16 protein-coding genes are annotated in these 18,658 nt (G+C 66.3%); 5 read left to right on the top strand and 11 right to left on the bottom strand.

Translation table 11 applies throughout. From position 1 onward, the window contains the following. Positions 1–109 precede the first annotated feature (109 nt). The 5 genes from ACEN8U_RS20215 to ACEN8U_RS20195 all read right to left on the bottom strand — a co-directional run bounded on the left by ACEN8U_RS20215 (position 110) and on the right by ACEN8U_RS20195 (position 7,000). Positions 110–913, bottom strand: a complete 804-nt coding sequence (locus ACEN8U_RS20215) for an alpha/beta fold hydrolase (protein ID WP_015003173.1) — start codon at positions 911–913, stop codon at positions 110–112. Between the two features lie 184 nt (positions 914–1,097). Further along, positions 1,098–3,983 carry a DNA internalization-related competence protein ComEC/Rec2 gene (locus tag ACEN8U_RS20210; RefSeq protein WP_310106569.1) on the bottom strand — a complete coding sequence of 962 codons (2,886 nt, stop codon included), beginning with the start codon at positions 3,981–3,983 and terminating at the stop codon, positions 1,098–1,100. A gap of 131 nt (positions 3,984–4,114) precedes the next feature. Then, positions 4,115–4,903: a TatD family hydrolase gene (locus tag ACEN8U_RS20205; RefSeq protein ID WP_015003175.1), complete on the bottom strand. Its 789-nt coding sequence runs from the start codon at positions 4,901–4,903 to the stop codon at positions 4,115–4,117. 107 nt (positions 4,904–5,010) lie between these two features. Further along, complete coding sequence (gene lolD, locus ACEN8U_RS20200) at positions 5,011–5,754, bottom strand: lipoprotein-releasing ABC transporter ATP-binding protein LolD (protein ID WP_013588911.1); 744 nt, start codon at positions 5,752–5,754, stop codon at positions 5,011–5,013. Continuing rightward, positions 5,747–7,000 carry a lipoprotein-releasing ABC transporter permease subunit gene (locus tag ACEN8U_RS20195; protein WP_013588912.1) on the bottom strand — a complete coding sequence of 418 codons (1,254 nt, stop codon included), beginning with the start codon at positions 6,998–7,000 and terminating at the stop codon, positions 5,747–5,749. Before ACEN8U_RS20195 ends, lolD begins: the two co-directional genes overlap by 8 nt. A 422-nt stretch (positions 7,001–7,422) precedes the next feature. On the opposite strand from ACEN8U_RS20195, the gene ACEN8U_RS20190 reads away from it, so the two are divergent. The 5 genes from ACEN8U_RS20190 to ACEN8U_RS20170 all read left to right on the top strand — a co-directional run bounded on the left by ACEN8U_RS20190 (position 7,423) and on the right by ACEN8U_RS20170 (position 14,276). Continuing rightward, positions 7,423–8,559 carry a hypothetical protein gene (locus ACEN8U_RS20190; RefSeq protein WP_041745552.1) on the top strand — a complete coding sequence of 379 codons (1,137 nt, stop codon included), beginning with the start codon at positions 7,423–7,425 and terminating at the stop codon, positions 8,557–8,559. 37 nt (positions 8,560–8,596) lie between these two features. Next, complete coding sequence (recJ, locus tag ACEN8U_RS20185) at positions 8,597–10,303, top strand: single-stranded-DNA-specific exonuclease RecJ (RefSeq protein ID WP_015003178.1); 1,707 nt, start codon at positions 8,597–8,599, stop codon at positions 10,301–10,303. Positions 10,304–10,467: 164 nt separating this feature from the next. Continuing rightward, positions 10,468–11,572, top strand: a protein-coding gene (gene prfB, locus ACEN8U_RS20180) for a peptide chain release factor 2 (protein ID WP_013588915.1) whose coding sequence is annotated in 2 segments (ribosomal slippage) — positions 10,468–10,548 and positions 10,550–11,572 — 1,104 coding nt in all. Because the reading frame shifts where the segments join, the coding sequence is not laid out codon by codon here. A gap of 114 nt (positions 11,573–11,686) precedes the next feature. Continuing rightward, complete coding sequence (gene lysS / locus ACEN8U_RS20175; RefSeq protein WP_015003180.1) at positions 11,687–13,213, top strand: lysine--tRNA ligase; 1,527 nt, start codon at positions 11,687–11,689, stop codon at positions 13,211–13,213. Positions 13,214–13,463: 250 nt separating this feature from the next. Continuing rightward, positions 13,464–14,276 (top strand): glycine zipper 2TM domain-containing protein, encoded by an 813-nt coding sequence (locus tag ACEN8U_RS20170; RefSeq protein WP_015003181.1) that lies wholly within the window; start codon positions 13,464–13,466, stop codon positions 14,274–14,276. A 110-nt stretch (positions 14,277–14,386) separates the two neighbouring features. Here the strand turns inward: ACEN8U_RS20170 and iscX are convergent, their stop codons facing one another. The 6 genes from iscX to iscU all read right to left on the bottom strand — a co-directional run bounded on the left by iscX (position 14,387) and on the right by iscU (position 18,590). Then, entirely contained in the window at positions 14,387–14,584 is a 198-nt protein-coding gene (gene iscX, locus ACEN8U_RS20165) for a Fe-S cluster assembly protein IscX (protein ID WP_013588918.1), read from the bottom strand. Between the two features lie 15 nt (positions 14,585–14,599). Beyond that, on the bottom strand, positions 14,600–14,941 hold the full coding sequence (fdx, locus tag ACEN8U_RS20160) for an ISC system 2Fe-2S type ferredoxin (protein WP_013588919.1): 342 nt from the start codon (positions 14,939–14,941) through the stop codon (positions 14,600–14,602). Between the two features lie 114 nt (positions 14,942–15,055). Further along, positions 15,056–16,927, bottom strand: coding sequence for a Fe-S protein assembly chaperone HscA (gene hscA, locus ACEN8U_RS20155; protein ID WP_015003183.1), 1,872 nt, complete (start codon positions 16,925–16,927; stop codon positions 15,056–15,058). A gap of 117 nt (positions 16,928–17,044) precedes the next feature. Beyond that, complete coding sequence (hscB, locus tag ACEN8U_RS20150; RefSeq protein WP_041745556.1) at positions 17,045–17,572, bottom strand: Fe-S protein assembly co-chaperone HscB; 528 nt, start codon at positions 17,570–17,572, stop codon at positions 17,045–17,047. Positions 17,573–17,707: 135 nt separating this feature from the next. Continuing rightward, entirely contained in the window at positions 17,708–18,031 is a 324-nt protein-coding gene (iscA, locus tag ACEN8U_RS20145; RefSeq protein WP_013588922.1) for an iron-sulfur cluster assembly protein IscA, read from the bottom strand. 145 nt (positions 18,032–18,176) lie between these two features. Next, positions 18,177–18,590: a Fe-S cluster assembly scaffold IscU gene (gene iscU, locus ACEN8U_RS20140; protein ID WP_013588923.1), complete on the bottom strand. Its 414-nt coding sequence runs from the start codon at positions 18,588–18,590 to the stop codon at positions 18,177–18,179. Positions 18,591–18,658 lie beyond the last annotated feature (68 nt).

Below are 18,658 nucleotides of genomic sequence, written 5' to 3'. Positions count from 1 at the left end.
TAAAGCGGGGCCTCAACCCAGCGAAATGCGAGCAAGCCCGGCGCGCGCATGCGCCGCGCAGACTACAGGCAAACCACGGCCAAACGCCACACGATCGCCGCCCGCCGCGTCAGCCGCGCTCGCCCAGTTCGCGCAACATCCGCTGCACCGCGCGCGCGGTTTCGATCGGCTTTTCCATCGGAAAAAGATGGCTGCCCTCGATCCATTCGACGTGACCGCCCGTGGCGCGGCGGGTGGCGCTCAAACCGACCTGGCGGATTTCCTTCGACCGCGTGCCGGCGATGAACCCGACCGGCACCGGCGCGCCGCGCGCGAGCCGCGCGCCGAGCGTGTGCGGCAAGGTCCGGTAGATCTGATATTCGATGCGCCGGTCGAACGCGAGGCTGCGCGAGCCGTCGTGTGCAACCTGCGGAATACCGAAGTCGATATAGTCGGACAGCATGCGCTCGTCCCAACGCGCGAACGCGGGCTTCGAATAGAAATGCCGCCATGCCTCTTCGCGGCTCGCCCAGTGCGTGCGGCGTGTGCGCGTGGCGGCGGCCGGCGAGAGCCGCTCGTCGAGCCCCGTCCACTGCGACACGCGCAGAATGCTGCTGCGCCAGCCGGCCACCACCGGCGAATCGAGCATTACCACGCCCCTCACCCACTGCGGCTTTTTCAGCGCGGCCATCAGCGACAGATAGCCGCCGAGCGAATGACCGACGAGCCAGACCGGCTGTTCATAACGGCGCCCGATGTCGTCGAGCAACTGCTCCACCAGATGCGGCCAGTCCTGCGTGACGGGAAAGCGCGGATCGTGCGCAATGCGTTCGATGTAGCGCACTTCGTAGTCGTCGGAGAGTTCGGCGAAAATAGTCCGGTAAGTCGAGGCCGGAAAGCCGTTCGCGTGCGAAAAGTGAATAATGTTTTTCAACTGCGGTTATCTCCGTTCTGTTGTCGCGCGGCCGCTGAAGCTTTGCGCCTCGTGCAGATGCTCCGCGGCGCCCTCGTCGCGACGCCTGCCTGGTGGCTGCGTGGGCAGGCCGCCGCTCTTTTAGCGTCTTCTTTTGTGATGACTCCGTGTTCACGGGCCGAATCCGCGCACGTGGAACGAGCGTTCAACGGTCCATCCAGTAGCGCCGCTGCGTTTCGCGATAACGCTCGACCGTGAGCGCGGCGCCTCGCGTTTGTGGATCTGCATCCGGGCCTGCCGTTGGACCTGTCGTTGGGCCTGCCGTTGGACCTCCGGTCAGGCCCGCTTGCGGACCCGCTTGTGACCCCGCGTTGCGATCTCCACGCGCCGCGAAGTGCGGCTCCACAAGAACGCGCACGGCGCCATCCGCATCGCTCCTGCCCAGCTCGATATGCCGCGCCGAATAGCGCGCGAGCACGCCCGCACTGGGATGATGAAACCGGTTGCGATAGCCTACCTGAAATAGCGCGACGAGCGGGTCGATAGAGTCGAGGAACGGCTCGGTGGAAGAAGTCTTGCTGCCGTGATGCGGAACCACGAGCACCTGAGCGCGCAGCATCGCGGGATCGCGCGAAAGCAGAATGCGTTCGGTCGGCGCCTCGATGTCCGCGGTCAGAAGAGCGGCCAGCGGCTCGCCCTCGACTTGCCGGTCGCGCGTGCGATTCGCCGCACTGCCCGCTTCGCTAACCGCCGCGTTCCGCTCGCGGGCCGGTGCGTTGGTTGGTGCGTTGGTTGGTGCGTTGCTTGGCCCGTCGTGCGCGCCGCTAATCGCCCCGTTAGTTGGCCCGTTAGCCAGCCCGTCAGTCGGCCCGCCCCCCGCCCGAGGCAACGTGCTCACTCGCAGCACGCAGCAATGCGCGTTCGGCTTGCCTTGCAGCGGCCCCGCGTCGGGCCAGAGCATCGCGAATTCGACGCCGTCCCATTGCCAGCGCTGCCCCGCCGCGCACGGCAACGTGTCTGCGCCGTGTTGCCGCGCATTGGCCCAAAGCGCATTGGCGGGCGCGAGCGCCGCGACCATCTGACGAACCTCGATGGCCTCGAGCACAGCCGGCACGCCGCCCGAGTGATCGGAATCGGCATGGCTGACGATGAGCGTATCGAGCGCGTTCACGCCTTGTGCGCGCAAAAACGGCACCACCACGCGCTCGCCGGCGTGGGTCGACTCGGGCCCCGGCCCGGCGTCGAACAGCAGTGCATGATGCGCGGTCTCGATGAGCACCGACGTGCCCTGACCGATATCGAGCGCGGTCAGCCGGAAACTGCCGTGCGGCGGGCCCGACGGCGCCGCGGCGACGAGCGGCAACCACGTGAGCGGCGCCGCCCAGCGCAACGGCCAGCCGCGTGGCGCAAGACACCACAGCACGCCCGCCGCGGCGGCGGCGAGCGTCCATCCGTCCGGCTGCGGCAGCCACCAGAGTGCCCAGCGCGGCCCCGACAGCCATTGCAGCCTGGCCATCATCACATCGAGCAGACCGTGAGCAAGGCGCAGCGCGAAGGCGTCGAGCGGCGCAGGCAACACGAGGCCCGCCAATACCGACGGCGTAATGAGCACGCTCACCCACGGAATCGCAAACGCGTTTGCGAGCGGGCCGATCAACGGAATTTGCGCGAACCAGTAAACGGTCAGCGGCGCGAGCGCGAGCGTGACGGCGAGTTGCACTTGAGCAGCGCCGTGCAGCCGCTCGGCGAAGGCGCGCAGGCGCCGCGCAGCAGCAGCGCGCATGCGCGACCAGCGTGAAGCGCGGCCCGCCGCGAGGCCGCTGGCCTCGTCGATCTCGTCGGTGTGCTGCTCATGGTCCTGGATGCGCGGCCGTCCCGACGTAGCGTAAAGAATGGCCGCCACCGCGCAAAACGACAACCAGAATCCCGCCGACACCACCGCCCAGGGGTCGATCAGCAACACGAGCCCGAGCGCCCACGCCAGCACGGCCGAGCGCGGCACATTGCGCCCGCTCACATAGGCGAGCGCGACCACGCTCGCCATCCACAGCGCGCGCTGCACCGGCACGTTGAAGCCGGCGAGCGCGGCGTGCAGTGCGGCGAACAGCACGCCGCCCGTCACCGCGACGATCTGCGCGGGAAGCCGCAACGGCCAGTTGCGGCCGAGCCACCCGGAGCGTCGCCAGAAGGTGCCGAAAAGCCATGCGGCGAGGCCCGCGGCAAAGCCGATATGCAAGCCCGAAATCGCCACCAGATGGCTCGTGCCGGTCGCGCGCATCAGCTGCCAGTCGGCGGCGCTGATTTGGTCCTGCGCGCCGATCGCCAGCGCGACGACGATCCCGCGATGCGGCGCGCTCGCAAGCATCTTGTCGATTCGCGCACGCAGCGCCGCGCGCCAGCGGTCGACGCTCACGCCGATTCCGTGCGCGCCTCCTGCCAGCCGGACCGACTGTGCCGGCGCACTCACATAGCCGGTGGCCCGCACGTCGCGGGCGAGCAAGGCGGCTTCCGCGTCGCGCAGCCCGAAATTGGCATTGCCGTGCGGCCGTTTCAGACGCACACGCAGACGCCAGCGCTCGCCGGGTTCGAGTGGCGGCGGCGGGGCCTCATCCGCTATCCATGCGAGCTGGACGACGCGCGGCAAGCCGGCCCGCGCGGCGGGCGCGAGACCCGAGTCGGGTGTGTCGAAAGACTCGACGTCGAAGAAAAAGCGCGCGCCTTTCTCGTCGCGCGCAGGCAGACCCTTAATCGTGCCTGTGACGTCGACGTCGCGCCCCTCCCACGCGAGCGGCAAGCTGAACGCGAGCCTCGCTTCGGCACGCGAGGCGGCATAACCGAAACCCGCGCACCACGCCGCGCAGCAAAGCGCACCCCAACCCGCGAAGCCACGCCCGTGTCGCAACGCCTCGTGTAAAGGCGCGCCTTGCTCCTCGCCCCAGACAAGGCAGCGGCCACGCAAGCCCCAGACCGCGGCGGCCGACGCCACACCGCTCAACACGACAAGCGCGCACCAGCCGCCCAAGCCAGGCAGCGCGGCCTGCCGCTGCAGCCACACCACGCCTAACGCAAATCCACCCCACCATGCGCGCATCCGCCCTCCGCCCGCCATGCGCCGGCGAAACCACGGACATCGCCCGGCGCACAGCGCACCGCGCGCGAAGCGCGAGCGTCGCCCGGGCGTGGATCCCGCCCGGCGCGAACCACTCAGATCAACCGGAACGATTATGCAGACGAAAGCGCGAGCCGCGGCAGCGCGGCCAGCGCGTTAGCCGTTGTGCCTAGGGCGGCTTCGTCGACGGCCATGCCGCGCAATTGCGCGAGGCCCGCGCCGATGCCCGGAATCTGCTCGGGCGAGTTGCGCTGTTTGTAGATCCACGCAGGCGGGATGTCGGGCGCGTCGGTTTCGACCACGAGCGCGTCGAAGGGCAACTGTTCGGCCAGCCGGCGAATCTGCCGCGCGCGCTCGAACGTCAGATTGCCGCCGAAGCCGAGGTGCATGCCCTGATCGATATACGCCTGCGCCTGCTGGAAGCTGCCGTTAAACGCATGCGCAATGCCGCGGTGAATCTGATGGCGGCGCAAGCCTTTGATCACCTGATCCTGCGATTTGCGCACGTGGCAGATCACCGGCAGATCGAATTCCCGCGCGATTTCCAGCTGGCCGTTGTAGAAGAACTGCTGCCGCGCGTCGTCGAGGCCGTCGACGAAATAGTCCAGACCGATTTCGCCGATGCCGACAAAGCACGGATCGTCGAGACTCGCTTCCACTTCCGCGCGCAGCAGATCGAGGTCGTGTTCCTGCGCGGCAGGCGTGAAGAGTGGATGAATACCGAGCGCGTACGCGCCGCCTTCAAACCGATGCGCGAGCTCCCGCACGGTCGCGAAGTTCTGCCGCCCGATCGCCGGAATCACGATACGCCCGACACCCGCGCCGTGCGCCGCCGCCGCAACGTGCTCGCGGTCGGTGTCGAATTCAGACGCGTCGAGATGGCAGTGCGTATCGATCCACATGACTTGCCTCGTTATCAGAGCGGATTTGGCGAGCGGATGGCCGCCGTAGAAGCAAGGAAGCACAGCTCGCGCCTGCGTATGCCGCCGGCAGCCTCACTGCCTCGCTGTCACACCGGCACGGGCGGCTCTTCGTACAGCACGCCGTCGCGCAAGCGCATGATGCGATCGCAGCGCCCCGCCAGTTCCGGGTCGTGCGTAACGATCACAAAGCTCGTTTCGAGCGTTCGCGACAGTTCGAGCATCAGATTGAAGACCGTGTCGGCCGTGCTGCCGTCGAGGTTGCCGGTCGGTTCGTCGGCGAGCACGCAGGCCGGTTTCGTGACGAGCGCCCGCGCAATCGCCACGCGCTGACGCTCGCCGCCCGACAGCTCGCCCGGCCGATGCTTCGCGCGATGCGCCATGCCGACCCGCTCCAGCACCGCGAGCGCCTCGCGGCGCGAGGCTTCCGTCGTCATGCGGCGGATGCGCAGCGGCATCGCGACGTTGTCGAGCGCGGAAAACTCCGGCAGCAGATGATGAAACTGATACACGAAGCCGAGCGCGCGATTGCGCAGGTCGTTGCGTTCGCGCTCGGAGAGTTGCGTGAACGGCTTGCCCATCACCGAGACATGGCCTGCGCTCGGGTCGTCGAGACCGCCGAGCACGTGCAGCAGCGTGCTCTTGCCCGAACCGGACGCGCCGACGATCGCGAGCTTCTCCCCGCGCCGCACGCTCAGTTGCGTATTGTTGAGCACCTGGACGTTCAGCCCGCCCTGCACGAAGGACTTCGAAATGCCGGTCGCTTCCAGCACGTAGGGATGCGGCGTCATTTCCTGAGCAGCCATGGATAAGGTTGCGGAACGGTCATTCATAGCGCAGCGCCTCCGCGGGACGGACCCTGGCGCCGCGCCAGCTGGGGTAAAGCGTCGCCACCGCCGACATCAGGAAGGCAATGATGCCGATGCGCGCGACGTCGGCCGGAATCAACTCGGACGGCAGCTCGCTGATGAAATACACGGAAGGCGGCAGGAACTGCACGCCGAGCGCATGCTCGATCATCGGCACGAGCCATGGAATGCTCCACGCGATCAGGCAACCGAGCGCGACGCCCGTTGCCGTGCCGATAAAACCGATCGTCACGCCCTGCACGACAAAGATCTTCATGATCGAGCGCGGCTGCGCGCCTAACGTGCGCAAAATCGCGATATCGGCCTGCTTGTTGGTCACCGTCATCACAAGCGACGACACCAGATTGAACGCCGCCACCGCGATGATCAGCGTGAGGATGATGAACATCATGCGTTTTTCGATCTGCACGGCCGAGAACCAGGTCTTGTTCTGCTGCGTCCAGTCGCGGATATACAGGTCGCCCGACAACGTGCGCGCGAGCTGATGCGCGACTTCGGGCGCCCGCTGCATGTCGACGAGGCGCAGCCGCACGCCGGTCGGCGCGGGCAGCCGGAACAGCGCCTGCGCGTCCTTGATGTTGATGAGCGCAAGTGTGCTGTCGTACTCGTAATGCCCGGATTCGAAAATGCCCACCACCGTGAACTGCTTCAGGCGCGGCAGCATGCCGGCCGGCGTAATGGTGCCTTCGGGCGCGACGAGGGTGATCTTGTCGTTGACCGCCACGCCGAGATTGGTCGCGAGATCCGCGCCCAGCACGATGCCGAACTCGCCGGGCACGAGATTGGTCAGCTTGCCGCCCTTCATTTCCTTGCCGATGTCCGACACCTGCGGCTCGAGCGTCGGTTCGACGCCGCGCAGCGCGACGCCGCTCACCGCATCCTGACGCGTGAGCAGCGCCTGCGCTTCGACGTAGGGCGCGGCGCCGATCACTTCTTTGTTCTGGCGCGCCTCCTGGGCGGTGAGCTGCCAGTTGGGCATCGAGCCTGTCGGCGAAAAAATTTCGACGTGGGCGAGCACCGACAGCATGCGGTCGCGCACTTCCTTCTGGAAGCCGTTCATGACCGAGAGCACGACGATGAGCGCCGCCACGCCGAGCGCGATGCCCGACATGGACACGAGCGCGATGAACGAAATGAAGCCGTTGCCGGTCGTGCGTTTGCCGGCGCGCGTGTAGCGCCAGCCGATCTGCCATTCGTAGGGAAATTTCAAGCGAGTCCTTTTCTGCGTTCTTCGGCCGCCCAGACCGCCGTGCCGCGGCTGCGGGCTTCTGGCGAGTTGCTGGCGGGTTGCATCCGGCGCCCGAAGTGTCCTGATCATTGGTGTCGCGGCACTGCGGATGGTTCCGGTCCGGCAGCGCCGTTCAAGCCCGTCCAGACGATTGCCGGTGCCGCCACCGTCAACCAAGCGCGAAGTTTGCCATACAATGCCGCGCCGCCGCGTAAAGCGACCGCTGGGACCCGCGGACCGGGCGACGGCAGGTGGTGGCTGCCCGCGCAGTCCCCCGCCACGCGCTCGTGGCCAGCGCGCTGCCCCACGCAGTCCCTCGCCACGCGACCCGCCACCGGGCGGCACCATGCAGGTGGCGTGCGCCGCGCCGCTTCGATCGAAACCACCGCGCGCTTTGCCCTACAATGCGCAGCATCATGCACGCCAACCGCCTCCATCTTCTGCTTCCTTTCGCGCTGCCCGCCGCAGCCGACGCCGCCACCGCCCTCCACGACATTCGCAGTCCCGCCCTCGACCGGCTGATCACACGCGCGACGCTCGTGGAACGCGTGATCGGCGAGGATTTCCAGCGCACGCTGCCGCACGAACGCTGGATCGCGCGCCAGTTCGGCGCTTTATCCGCCGGCTCCGCCGCAGCCACAGTAGCCGCTGCAACCGCCGACGAAGCGCCGCTCGCGCCGTACATGCTGCGCGCCGACGGCGGCCAGCCCGGCGACGCGACCTGGGCCTGCGTGCAGCCCGTGCACGTGCGCATCGCGCATGATCATCTCGTGCTGATCGACCCGGCATCGCTCGACCTGTCCGATGAAGAGGCGAGCGCACTCCTCGCGGTGGCGCGTCCGCTGATCGAGGAGCTGGGCGTGCGCATCGTGGCGCCGAAGCCCACGCGCTGGTATCTGTCGGGCGAAGGTTTCGGTACGCTCGCGGGCGCTTCGCCGTTGCGCGCGAGCGGCCGCAACATCGAAATCTGGCTGCCGCACGAAGCGCATTCCGGCGAGCGTTCGCGCGCGTGGATGAAACTGCAGAACGAAGTGCAGATGGCGTGGTTCCAGCACCCCGTTAATGAAGCGCGCGAGGCGCGCGGCCTGCCGGCCGTCAACTCGATCTGGTTTCATGCGCAAGGCGCGGCGCGGCCGGTGCACAGCCCGTTTGCGCGCGTGTTCTCCGACGCCGCTGCAACACGCGGCCTCGCGATGACGGCCGGCGTCCAGAACGCCGCCCCGCCGGCGTCGTTCGGCGGGCTCGTCAGCAAGCGGGGCGACGCGGACGCGGCAAGCGCCTCCTTACAAAGCGCGCTCGTCGAACTGGATCCCTTTTCCGCGCCTTTCATCGAGCAGGATTGGGCGCGCTGGAACGCGTCGTTCGCGGCGCTCGAGGACGACTGGTTCGCCCCGGCGCTCGCGGCGCTCGAATCCGGCGCGCTCGCCGAACTCGGCCTGACGCTGTGCGGCGACACCGGCTCGGTCACGCTTGCGCTCACGCGCGGCGACCTGCGTAAATTCTGGCGGCGGCGCGTGCTGGCCTCGCTTTTCATCGAATGACCCAACGTATGACCGACCTGACTCACGGCCTCCCAGCATGACCCGAATCGTTACGCGCGCCTGTTCTCCCGCCGACGCCGAAGTCCTCGTGCGCCACGGCCTGCATCCGGTGCTCGCGCGCCTCTATGCGGCGCGCGGCGTGTGCCTGCCCGACGAAATCGAAACCGGTCTCGCGCGCCTCGTGCCGCCCGCCGCGCTCAAAGGTTGCGACGAGGCCGCCGTGCTGCTCGCCGACGCGATCCAGCAAAAGCGCCGCATGCTGGTGGTCGCCGACTACGATTGCGACGGCGCCACCGCCTGCGCGGTCGCGGTGCGGGGGCTGCGCATGTTCGGCGGGCAGATCGACTATCTCGTGCCGAATCGCTTCGAATACGGCTACGGCCTCACGCCGGAGATCGTCGCGCTGGCCGCGCAGCGCGCGTCGGGCAAGCCCGAGCTGCTGATTACCGTGGACAACGGCATTGCGAGCGTGGAAGGCGTCGAGGCGGCCAACGCACTCGGCATCGACGTGCTCGTCACCGATCACCACCTGCCCGGCGACCAGTTGCCGGCGGCGCGCGCCATCGTCAATCCGAACCAGCCGGGCTGCGAATTCCCGAGCAAGTGCATCGCGGGCGTCGGCGTGATGTTTTACGTGCTGCTCGCGTTGCGCGCGGAACTGCGCCGGCGCGGCGCGTTTGGCGACGCGTTCCCCGAGCCGCGTCTGGACGGTCTGCTCGATCTGGTCGCGCTCGGCACCGTCGCCGACGTGGTCAGGCTCGACGGCAACAACCGCGTGCTCGTCGCGCAAGGCCTGCAGCGCATCCGCAAGGGCAAGATGCAGCCGGGCATGGCCGCCCTCTTTCGCGCGGCGGCACGCGACGCGCGCAACGCGTCCGGCTTCGACCTCGGCTTTGCGCTCGGCCCGCGGCTGAACGCGGCGGGACGCCTCTCGGACATGTCGCTCGGCATCGAATGCCTGACCACCGACGACGTCGGCCGCGCATGGGAACTCGCGCAGCAGCTCGACACGATGAACCGCGAGCGCCGCGAAATCGAGGCCGGCATGCAGCAGCAGGCGCTCGACGACCTCTCGTCGATCGACCCCGACGGCGCCACCACCATCACGCTCTTCAACCCGGCGTGGCACCAGGGCGTGATCGGCATCGTCGCGGGACGGCTGAAGGAGAAGTTCCACCGCCCCGCGTTCACCTTCGCGCTCGCCGACGACAGCGGCCGGCTCGTCAAGGGCTCGGGGCGCTCGATCGCGGGCTTTCATCTGCGCGATGCACTCGATCTCATTTCGAAGCGCGAGCCTGGCCTGATCGTCAAGTTCGGCGGCCACGCAATGGCCGCGGGTCTCACGCTCGCCACCGCGGACGTGCCGCGCTTCACGGCCGCGTTCGAAGCGGTCGGCCGCGAGTGGCTGACGGACGACGCGCTCTCGCGCACCGTCGAGACCGACGGCGAACTGGAAGACGCCTACTTCACGCCGCAGTTCGTCGAAATGCTGGATGCGGCCGTTTGGGGCCAGGGCTTTCCGGCGCCGGTATTTTCGGGCGAATTCGATGTCGCCTCGCAGGCGCTCGTGAAGGACAAGCACCTCAAGCTGCAGCTCATGCGCGGGCGCCAGCGCTTTAACGCGATCTGGTTCAATCACACGGACACGCTGCCCGCGCGCACCACGGTTGCGTACCGGCTTGCGAGCGACACATGGAACGGCGTCTCGCGCGTGCAGCTGATCGTCGAACACGCGGCAAGCTAGAGCGCTCGCGGCAAGCCGCCCGCCGCCGCGCGCTAAATGTGCGCGGGGCGGCGAAAATCTCCGCAAAATCAACCCCAAACACGCGCCGGATCGCCGACAGGCCTGCGGCGCGGCACGCCGATCGGCTATAATTTCCCCTTTTTACGAAGCCACACAAGATCGACATGGAAGCGGAACGTCTCAACGCGATCGAAGCCTCTCTGGCGGACCTGCGCACGCGCGCGGCCGACCTACGGGGGTATCTTTGACTACGACGACAAGTCACGTCGTCTGATCGAAGTCAACCGGGAACTCGAAGACCCGGACGTCTGGAACGACTCGAAACACGCCCAGGCGCTCGGCCGGGAAAAGAAACTGCTCGACGACACCGTCGGCAAGCTCACCTCGCTTCACAACGACCTGCGGGACGCACAAGACCTGTTCGAGATGGCGCGTGAAGAAGGCGACGACGAAACGCTCGTCGCCTGTGAAGCGGACGCACAAGCGCTCGAGCAGCGCGTCGCCGACATGGAATTTCGCCGCATGTTCGCGAATCCTGCCGACCCGAACAACGCGTTCCTCGACATCCAGGCCGGCGCGGGCGGCACCGAGGCGTGCGACTGGGCGTCCATGCTGCTGCGCCAGTATCTGCGCTACTGCGAACGCAAGGGCTTCAAGACCGAAGTGCTCGAACAGACGGACGGCGACGTCGCCGGCATCAAGAACGCCACCATCAAGATCGAAGGCGAATATGCGTACGGTTTCCTGCGCACCGAGACCGGCGTGCACCGGCTCGTGCGCAAGTCGCCGTTCGACTCGTCGGGCGGACGCCATACGTCGTTTTCGTCGGTGTTCGTGTATCCGGAAATCGACGATTCGATCGAAGTGGACATCAACCCGGCCGATCTGCGTATCGACACGTACCGCGCGTCCGGCGCGGGCGGTCAGCACATCAACAAGACCGATTCCGCGGTGCGTATCACGCACATGCCGTCGGGCATCGTCGTGCAGTGCCAGAACGACCGCTCGCAGCACCGCAATCGCGCGGAAGCCATGGCCATGCTGAAGTCGCGCCTGTACGAAGCGGAAATCCGCAAACGTCAGGCCGAGCAGGACAAGCTCGAAGCGGGCAAGACGGACGTGGGCTGGGGTCACCAGATCCGCTCGTACGTGCTCGACAACAGCCGCATCAAGGATCTGCGCACGAACGTCGAAATCAGCAATACGAAGAGCGTGCTCGACGGCGATCTCGATCCGTTTATCAGCGCGAGCCTGAAGCAAGGCGTCTAAGCGACAACCGGCGCGGCACGCCTGCCGCGCCGCATCTTTATTGCCTGAGGTTTTTCGCCGACGGGCTGTTCGCAAGCGGCTCAACCCACGCGGACCACGAACACCAAGACCATCATGAACGAACCGATCCAACCGAACCTCGCGCCCGAGGCGGACGACAACAAGATCATCGCGGAGCGCCGCGAAAAGCTGCGCGAGCTGCGCGAGCAAGGCGTCGCCTATCCGAACGACTTCCGCCCCACGCATCACGCGGAAGATCTGCAGGCGCAGTTCGAGCACACCGACAAGGAAACGCTCGAAGCCAATCCGCTCGAAGTCGCGATTGCGGGCCGCATGATGCTCAAGCGCGTGATGGGCAAGGCGAGCTTTGCGACCGTGCGCGACGGCTCGGGTCAGATCCAGTTCTTCATCACGCCCGCCGACGTCGGCCAGGACACGTACGACGCCTTCAAGAAGTGGGACATGGGTGACATCGTCGCGGCGCGCGGCGTGCTGTTTCGCACCAACAAGGGCGAGCTGTCGGTGCGTTGCACGGAACTGCGTCTGTTGTCGAAGTCGCTGCGTCCGCTACCGGACAAGTTCCACGGTCTGTCGGACCAGGAAATGAAATATCGGCAGCGTTATGTCGATCTGATCGTCACGCCGGAAACGCGCAAGACTTTCGTCGCGCGTACCAAGGCCATTTCATCGATCCGCAAGTTCATGGCGGATGCCGGCTTCATGGAAGTCGAAACGCCAATGCTCCACCCTATTCCCGGCGGCGCGGCGGCCAAGCCGTTCACCACGCACCACAATGCGCTCGACATGCAGATGTTCCTGCGCATCGCGCCGGAGCTGTATCTGAAACGCCTCGTGGTCGGAGGCTTCGAGCGCGTGTTCGAGATCAATCGTAACTTCCGCAATGAGGGCGTCTCCGTGCGCCACAATCCGGAATTCACGATGATCGAGTTCTACGCGGCCTACACCGACTACAAATGGCTGATGGACTTCACGGAACAGTTGATCCGCCAGGCCGCCATCGACGCATTGGGCACCGCGACCATCACGTATCAGGGGCGCGAGCTGGATCTGGCGAAGCCGTTCCACCGTCTGACCATCACGCAAGCCATTCAGAAATACGCGCCGCAGTACACGAACGAGCAGTTGGCCGACAGCGCGTTCCTGCGCACCGAGCTCAAGAAGTTCGGCGTGGATGCGTCGCAGCCACAGTTCCTGAACGCGGGCGTGGGTTCGCTACAACTCGCGCTGTTCGAAGAGACCGCCGAGTCCCAACTGTGGGAGCCGACGTACATCATCGACTATCCGGTCGAGGTCTCGCCGCTCGCACGTGCGTCGGACAAGGTGGCAGGCATTACGGAGCGCTTCGAGCTGTTCATTACGGGCCGCGAGATTGCCAACGGCTTCTCGGAACTGAACGATCCGGAAGACCAGGCGGCGCGCTTCAAGAAGCAGGTCGACCAGAAAGATGCCGGCGACGAGGAAGCCATGTTCTACGACGCGGACTACATCCGCGCGCTCGAATACGGCATGCCGCCGGCGGGCGGTTGCGGCATCGGCATCGACCGTCTGGTAATGATGCTCACCGACAGCCCGAGCATCCGCGACGTCATTCTCTTTCCGCATCTGCGTCGCGAAGACTGAACGCGCTGCGGTTTTCGCGGTTCTCAGAACAACGCCCGGCTCGCCACGCCGGGCGTTGTCTTTTGCACGCCCGCACTTAAGGCGCTGCGAACCGGCGTCGCCTGCTTTGTAACCATAGGTAAAAACCACCCGCGAGCAACCGCACTCGCGTGAGCTTTCCGGCAAATCGTTACAATTCGAAACGTCGCGCGGATCGAATTCCGCGAGACTGGGTCTCATTAAAAGTCACTCTGCCGAAGACGGAGGTCCTATGAACAACCCGAACACGCAACCCGCCACGCAAGCTGCCCCGACCACGCCGTCGCCGCCCTCCCAGCGGCGGCTTCACCCGCTCGTCGCGACGGCTGCGGGCGCCGTGCTCGTCGCGAGTCTCGTCGCCACGGCGGCGGTGACGGGCATGTTCCCGAAGGCGTCCAGCACCGGCGAGCCGAGCAATCAGACGCAAGCGGCGCAGGTTGTGCCGCAGACCAGCCAGCCACCGGTTGTGGATTCGGCGGCGCCCGCTAACCTCGCGGCGCAGCAAAGCTCGCAGCAGTATTCGCAGCCAGCGGCACAACCAGCCGCACAACAGGGCGCCCAGCCGGCAGAACCGGAACCGCAGCCGCGACGCGCGCCGGCTGCCGCCCCGGCGCAGCAGTACGCCCAACAGCAATACGCGCCGCAGCAACCGGCGCAACCGGCGCAACCGGCGCCCCAATACGCTCAGCAACCACCCGTGCAGGCGGCACATTGCTCGACGTGCGGTACGGTCGTGGGTATCTCTGCCGTGCGGCAGGAAGGCCACGGCACGGGCATCGGCGCGGTGGGCGGCGCGGTGGCCGGCGGCGTGGTCGGCAACCAGTTCGGCAGCGGCAATGGCCGCACGGCCATGACGCTGCTCGGCGCGCTCGGCGGCGGGCTTGCCGGCAATTCGGTGGAAAAGCATCTGCGCAGCACGACGTCGTATTCGGTGCGGGTGCGGATGGAAAACGGCAAGACGCGCTACTTCACCTATCACGAAGCGCCGCCGTTCCAGCAGGGCCAGCGCGTTCGCGTGCAAAACGGCTCGCTGGTCGCCGACTGAGCGCGGCTTTTTTAACGCCGGCGCGCATCCGGCGCGCATAAAAAAGGCGATTCCAATGGAATCGCCTTTTTCTTCAAAGCCTCGGCACGCGCAAGCGCCGACTTGCACACTCAGTAATCCGCGTCTTCGATCCATGCAGCCTGAATCGCTTCGAGGATTTTTTCGTTCGACCGGTTGGGGTCGTCGTCGAATCCTTCGAGTTCCGTCACCCAGCGGTGCAGGTCCGTGAAGCGCACCTGCTGCGGATCGACGTCCTGATGCTTGTCGGTCAGGGCCATCGCGATGTCTTGCGTATCGGTCCACTTCATGGCTGCGTCCTCCTGTTAGTGGTTTTCCTTCGCGTGATTGATCGAGTAACGCGGGATTTCGACGACGAGATCCTGGTCCGCCGGCACGATCGCCTGGCACGACAGACGCGAAGCCGGTTCGAGCCCCCACGCCTTGTCCAGCAGATCGTCCTCGTCTTCCTCGGACGGCGTCAAGGCGGCGAAACCCTCACGCACGATCACGTGACAGGTCGTGCACGCGCACGACTTCTCGCAGGCGTGCTCGATTTCAATGCCGTTATCGAGCAGATTGTCGCAGATGCTCTTGCCGGGCACGGCATCGATCACCGCGCCTTCCGGGCACAGTTCGACGTGAGGCAGCACAACGATTTGAGGCATACAGTTTCCGTTTGGGTCTGAGGCGCGGCCTCAAACAGGCATCGCACCATTTTACTGGCGACGCGCGGCGTTTTTAAGTCCGCGCGTCTTCGAGTTCGCGCAAGTTTGCGAGCGTCAGATCTCGTCGAGCTTGCGGCCGGCGAGCGCGCGGCGAATGCCCTTGTTCATGCGGCGAGCGGCGAATTCGTCGGTACCTTCGGCGAGCTTTTTGGTGGCCGCTTCGATCGCGCCGGCGTCGTCGCTTTGCGCGACGTCGCGCAAGCCGTTCAGCAGCGCGTCCAGATCGGCGCGTTCGCTGTCGTCGAGCAGTTCGGCGTCGGCGGCGAGCGCCGCGTCGGTCGCCTCGATCAGGCGCCGCGCCTCGACTTGCGCCTCACGCAACGCACGGGCGCGCATGTCCACTTCGGCGGTCGAGAAGCTGTCCTCCAGCATGCGGGCGATGTCGTCGTCGGCGAGACCGTACGACGGCTTCACGACCACCGACGCCTCCACGCCCGAGCCCAGCTCGCGCGCGAACACGGACAGCAGGCCGTCCGCATCCACCTGATAGGTCACGCGGATGCGCGCGGCGCCCGCCGCCATCGGCGGAATGCCGCGCAGCTCGAAGCGCGCAAGCGAGCGGCAGTCGCTGACGAGCTCGCGCTCGCCTTGCACGACGTGGATCGCCATCGCCGTCTGGCCGTCCTTGAAGGTGGTGAAATCCTGCGCGCGCGCGACCGGAATGGTCGAGTTGCGCGGAATGATTTTCTCGGTCAGGCCGCCCATCGTCTCCACGCCGAGCGAGAGCGGAATCACGTCGAGCAGCAGCCAGTCGTCGCCGTCCGCGCCGCGGTTGCCCGCGAGCAGGTCCGCCTGGATCGCCGCGCCCAGCGCGACGACCTGATCCGGGTCTAGATTGGTGAGCGGCGGCTGGCCGAAGAACGCTTCGACCGCGCGGCGAATCACCGGCATGCGCGTCGCGCCGCCGACCAGCACCACGCCCTTGATCTCCTTCGTCGTGACTTTGGCGTCGCGCAGCGCTTTCTTCGTCGGGCCGAACGTGCGTTGCACGAGCGACTGCGTGACGGCCTCGAAAGTCGCCTCGTCAATCGTCAGATCGAGCTTCACGCCGTTGGAAAGCGCCACGGCGAGGGTAGCCTCGCGCGCGTCCGACAGTGCCTCCTTGGTCGTGCGCACGCTGTCGAGCAGCAGCCGCACGTCTTCCGGCGCGAGCGAATGCGGCGCGATGCGCGCCAGCTGCAGCACGTGCCGATACAACGCGTGGTCGAAATCGTCGCCGCCGAGCGCGGAGTCGCCGCCCGCCGCCAGCACTTCGAACACGCCCTTGGTGAGCTTGAGGATCGACAGGTCGAAGGTGCCGCCACCCAGGTCGTAGACCGCGTACAGGCCTTCCGAGCCGTTGTCGAGGCCATAGGCGATGGCCGCCGCGGTCGGCTCGTTCAGAAGACGCAGCACGTTCAGGCCGGCGAGGCGCGCGGCGTCCTTGGTCGCCTGGCGCTGCGCTTCGTCGAAGTAGGCCGGCACGGTGATCACCGCGCCGACCAGCTCGTCGCCGAGCGTGTCTTCGGCGCGCTGGCGCAGCGTCGCGAGAATTTCCGCCGACACTTCGACCGGGCTCTTCACGCCGTCGACGGTGCGGATCTGCACCATGCCGGGCGCGTCGACGAAATCGTACGGCGCGTTTTCGGCGCCTTCGACTTCCGCCTTGCCGCGGCCCATGAACCGCTTGACCGAGACGATCGTATTGCGCGGATCGCTCGCCGCCTCGGCCTTGGCCATGCGGCCGATGCGCCGGCCGCCCTTCTCGAGGTAGCGCACCACCGAGGGCAGCAGCACGTGGCCGTCCTCGTCGGGCAGCACGTCGGGCACGCCGCTACGCACGGCGGCGACGAGAGAGTTGGTCGTGCCGAGATCGATACCGACCGCCAGACGCCGCTGGTGGGGCGCCGGCGCCATGCCGGGTTCGGAGATTTGCAGTAAGGCCATCTGGATCTTCTCGGAGCCGCGAGGCCCCGTCCTGAATTTTGCGTTGCTGGATGTAATGCCAAAGCCGCAGTCAAAGCCACGCGCGCTCGCCGAAGCGCTGCGCCGGCCTGCGTTCGCCTAGCGCTCGAGCCGCTCGATCTGCGAGCCGGTTTCCGACGCCACCCGCTCGATGAACATCAACTGCCGCACGGCCTCGCCCGCCGCCTGGTTCGCGCCGCTGTCGAGCAACGCGCCGAGCTTTTCGAAACGCACGCGCTCTTCGTCGCGCAGTTCCGCGAGCAACGCGTCGAGCGCATCGACGTTTTTCGCCGCCGCGGCGTCTTCGATGCTTTCGCGCCATTCCATCTGCTGCATCAGAAACGCCGGCTCCATGGCCGTGTTGTCGTGCGCGCCGATGTCGATGCCGCGCAGATGCAACAGATAGGTCGCGCGCTTGAGCGGATCGCGTAGCGTCTGATACGCCTCGTTCGCGCGCGTCGCCCATTGCATCGCGATGCGCTTTTGCGCGTCGCCGGCCGCCGCGAAGCGATCCGGATGCACTTGCGCCTGCACCGTGCGATACGCGTGATCGAGCGCGGCAGGATCGAGCGCGAATTGCGCCGGCAGACCAAAGAGGTCGAAGTGGCTATCGTTTAGCGAGGCCATCGAGTTAGAAATTTTCCCTTCCTTCAGAAAACGCGCGCCAGTGCGCGTCGGTGCAATACCGGCCTGCAATGTCGCGCGGCAAACTAAAAAGGCGGCCCGCGCCGCCTTTGGTCCGCTGCACGCGGAGGTGTGCCGTTAGACGCGGAACGACTCGCCGCAACCGCACTCGTCCTTCACGTTCGGGTTGTTGAACTTGAAGCCCTCGTTCAGACCTTCCCGCGCGAAATCGAGCTCGGTTCCGTCGATATAAGCGAGGCTCTTCGGGTCGACAACGATCTTCACGCCGTTGCATTCGAACACCTGGTCCTCCGGCGCGAGTTCGTCCACATATTCGAGCTTGTAGGCCAAGCCGGAGCAGCCGGTGGTGCGCACGCCAAGACGCAGGCCCACGCCTTTGCCGCGACGGGTCAGATACTTCTGCACGTGCTGTGCTGCCTTTTCGGTCAACGTAATTGCCATAGCGTTTCTCATTGCGCGGTGCATGCGAATGCACCGCGACCCTGCCTGCATCAAATATCGCTCGCGCCTGACGGTGCCTTCGCGTCAACCGCGTGGCACTGCGCGCTTTCCTTCGGTTTCACCGACCGCTCGTCGACGCCCAGCCTCAGGCGTGCTGCTTGTCGCTCTCTGCAACCGCTTCGCCGTGGCGCTGCTTGTAGTCGGCGACCGCTGCCTTGATCGCGTCTTCCGCGAGAATCGAGCAGTGGATCTTTACCGGCGGCAGCGCGAGTTCCTCGGCGATCTGCGTGTTCTTGATCGACATGGCTTCGTCGAGCGTCTTGCCCTTCACCCACTCGGTGACGAGCGAGCTCGACGCAATCGCCGAACCGCAGCCGTACGTCTTGAACTTCGCGTCTTCGATGATGCCGTCCGCGCCCACGCGGATCTGCAGCTTCATCACGTCGCCGCAGGCGGGCGCGCCGACCATGCCGGTGCCGACCGCGTCGTCGTCCTTCGAGAACGAGCCGACATTGCGCGGGTTTTCGTAGTGGTCCAGAACCTTGTCGCTATAAGCCATGATCAAACTCCTTGATTCGTTTCAATCTGCGTGTTTCGCTGATTGCGCAATTCCGTGCGCGATTGTTT

This window comes from Paraburkholderia phenoliruptrix, assembly GCF_047325075.1.
Lineage (GTDB): Bacteria > Pseudomonadota > Gammaproteobacteria > Burkholderiales > Burkholderiaceae > Paraburkholderia > Paraburkholderia phenoliruptrix.
Note: the sequence above shows the minus strand (reverse complement) of the source record. Positions and strands in the feature narration are given on the sequence as shown.

Excerpts from the sequence above, each read along its gene's own strand:
- ACEN8U_RS20210 (WP_310106569.1), bottom strand. The coding sequence starts at position 3,983 with ATGCGCGCATGGTGGGGTGGATTTGCGTTAGGCGTGGTGTGGCTGCAG.
- ACEN8U_RS20205 (WP_015003175.1), bottom strand. The coding sequence starts at position 4,903 with ATGTGGATCGATACGCACTGCCATCTCGACGCGTCTGAATTCGACACC.
- lolD (WP_013588911.1), bottom strand. The coding sequence starts at position 5,754 with ATGAATGACCGTTCCGCAACCTTATCCATGGCTGCTCAGGAAATGACG.
- ACEN8U_RS20190 (WP_041745552.1), top strand. The coding sequence starts at position 7,423 with ATGCGCAGCATCATGCACGCCAACCGCCTCCATCTTCTGCTTCCTTTC.
- recJ (WP_015003178.1), top strand. The coding sequence starts at position 8,597 with ATGACCCGAATCGTTACGCGCGCCTGTTCTCCCGCCGACGCCGAAGTC.
- lysS (WP_015003180.1), top strand. The coding sequence starts at position 11,687 with ATGAACGAACCGATCCAACCGAACCTCGCGCCCGAGGCGGACGACAAC.
- ACEN8U_RS20170 (WP_015003181.1), top strand. The coding sequence starts at position 13,464 with ATGAACAACCCGAACACGCAACCCGCCACGCAAGCTGCCCCGACCACG.
- iscX (WP_013588918.1), bottom strand. The coding sequence starts at position 14,584 with ATGAAGTGGACCGATACGCAAGACATCGCGATGGCCCTGACCGACAAG.
- fdx (WP_013588919.1), bottom strand. The coding sequence starts at position 14,941 with ATGCCTCAAATCGTTGTGCTGCCTCACGTCGAACTGTGCCCGGAAGGC.
- hscA (WP_015003183.1), bottom strand. The coding sequence starts at position 16,927 with ATGGCCTTACTGCAAATCTCCGAACCCGGCATGGCGCCGGCGCCCCAC.
- hscB (WP_041745556.1), bottom strand. The coding sequence starts at position 17,572 with ATGGCCTCGCTAAACGATAGCCACTTCGACCTCTTTGGTCTGCCGGCG.
- iscA (WP_013588922.1), bottom strand. The coding sequence starts at position 18,031 with ATGGCAATTACGTTGACCGAAAAGGCAGCACAGCACGTGCAGAAGTAT.
- iscU (WP_013588923.1), bottom strand. The coding sequence starts at position 18,590 with ATGGCTTATAGCGACAAGGTTCTGGACCACTACGAAAACCCGCGCAAT.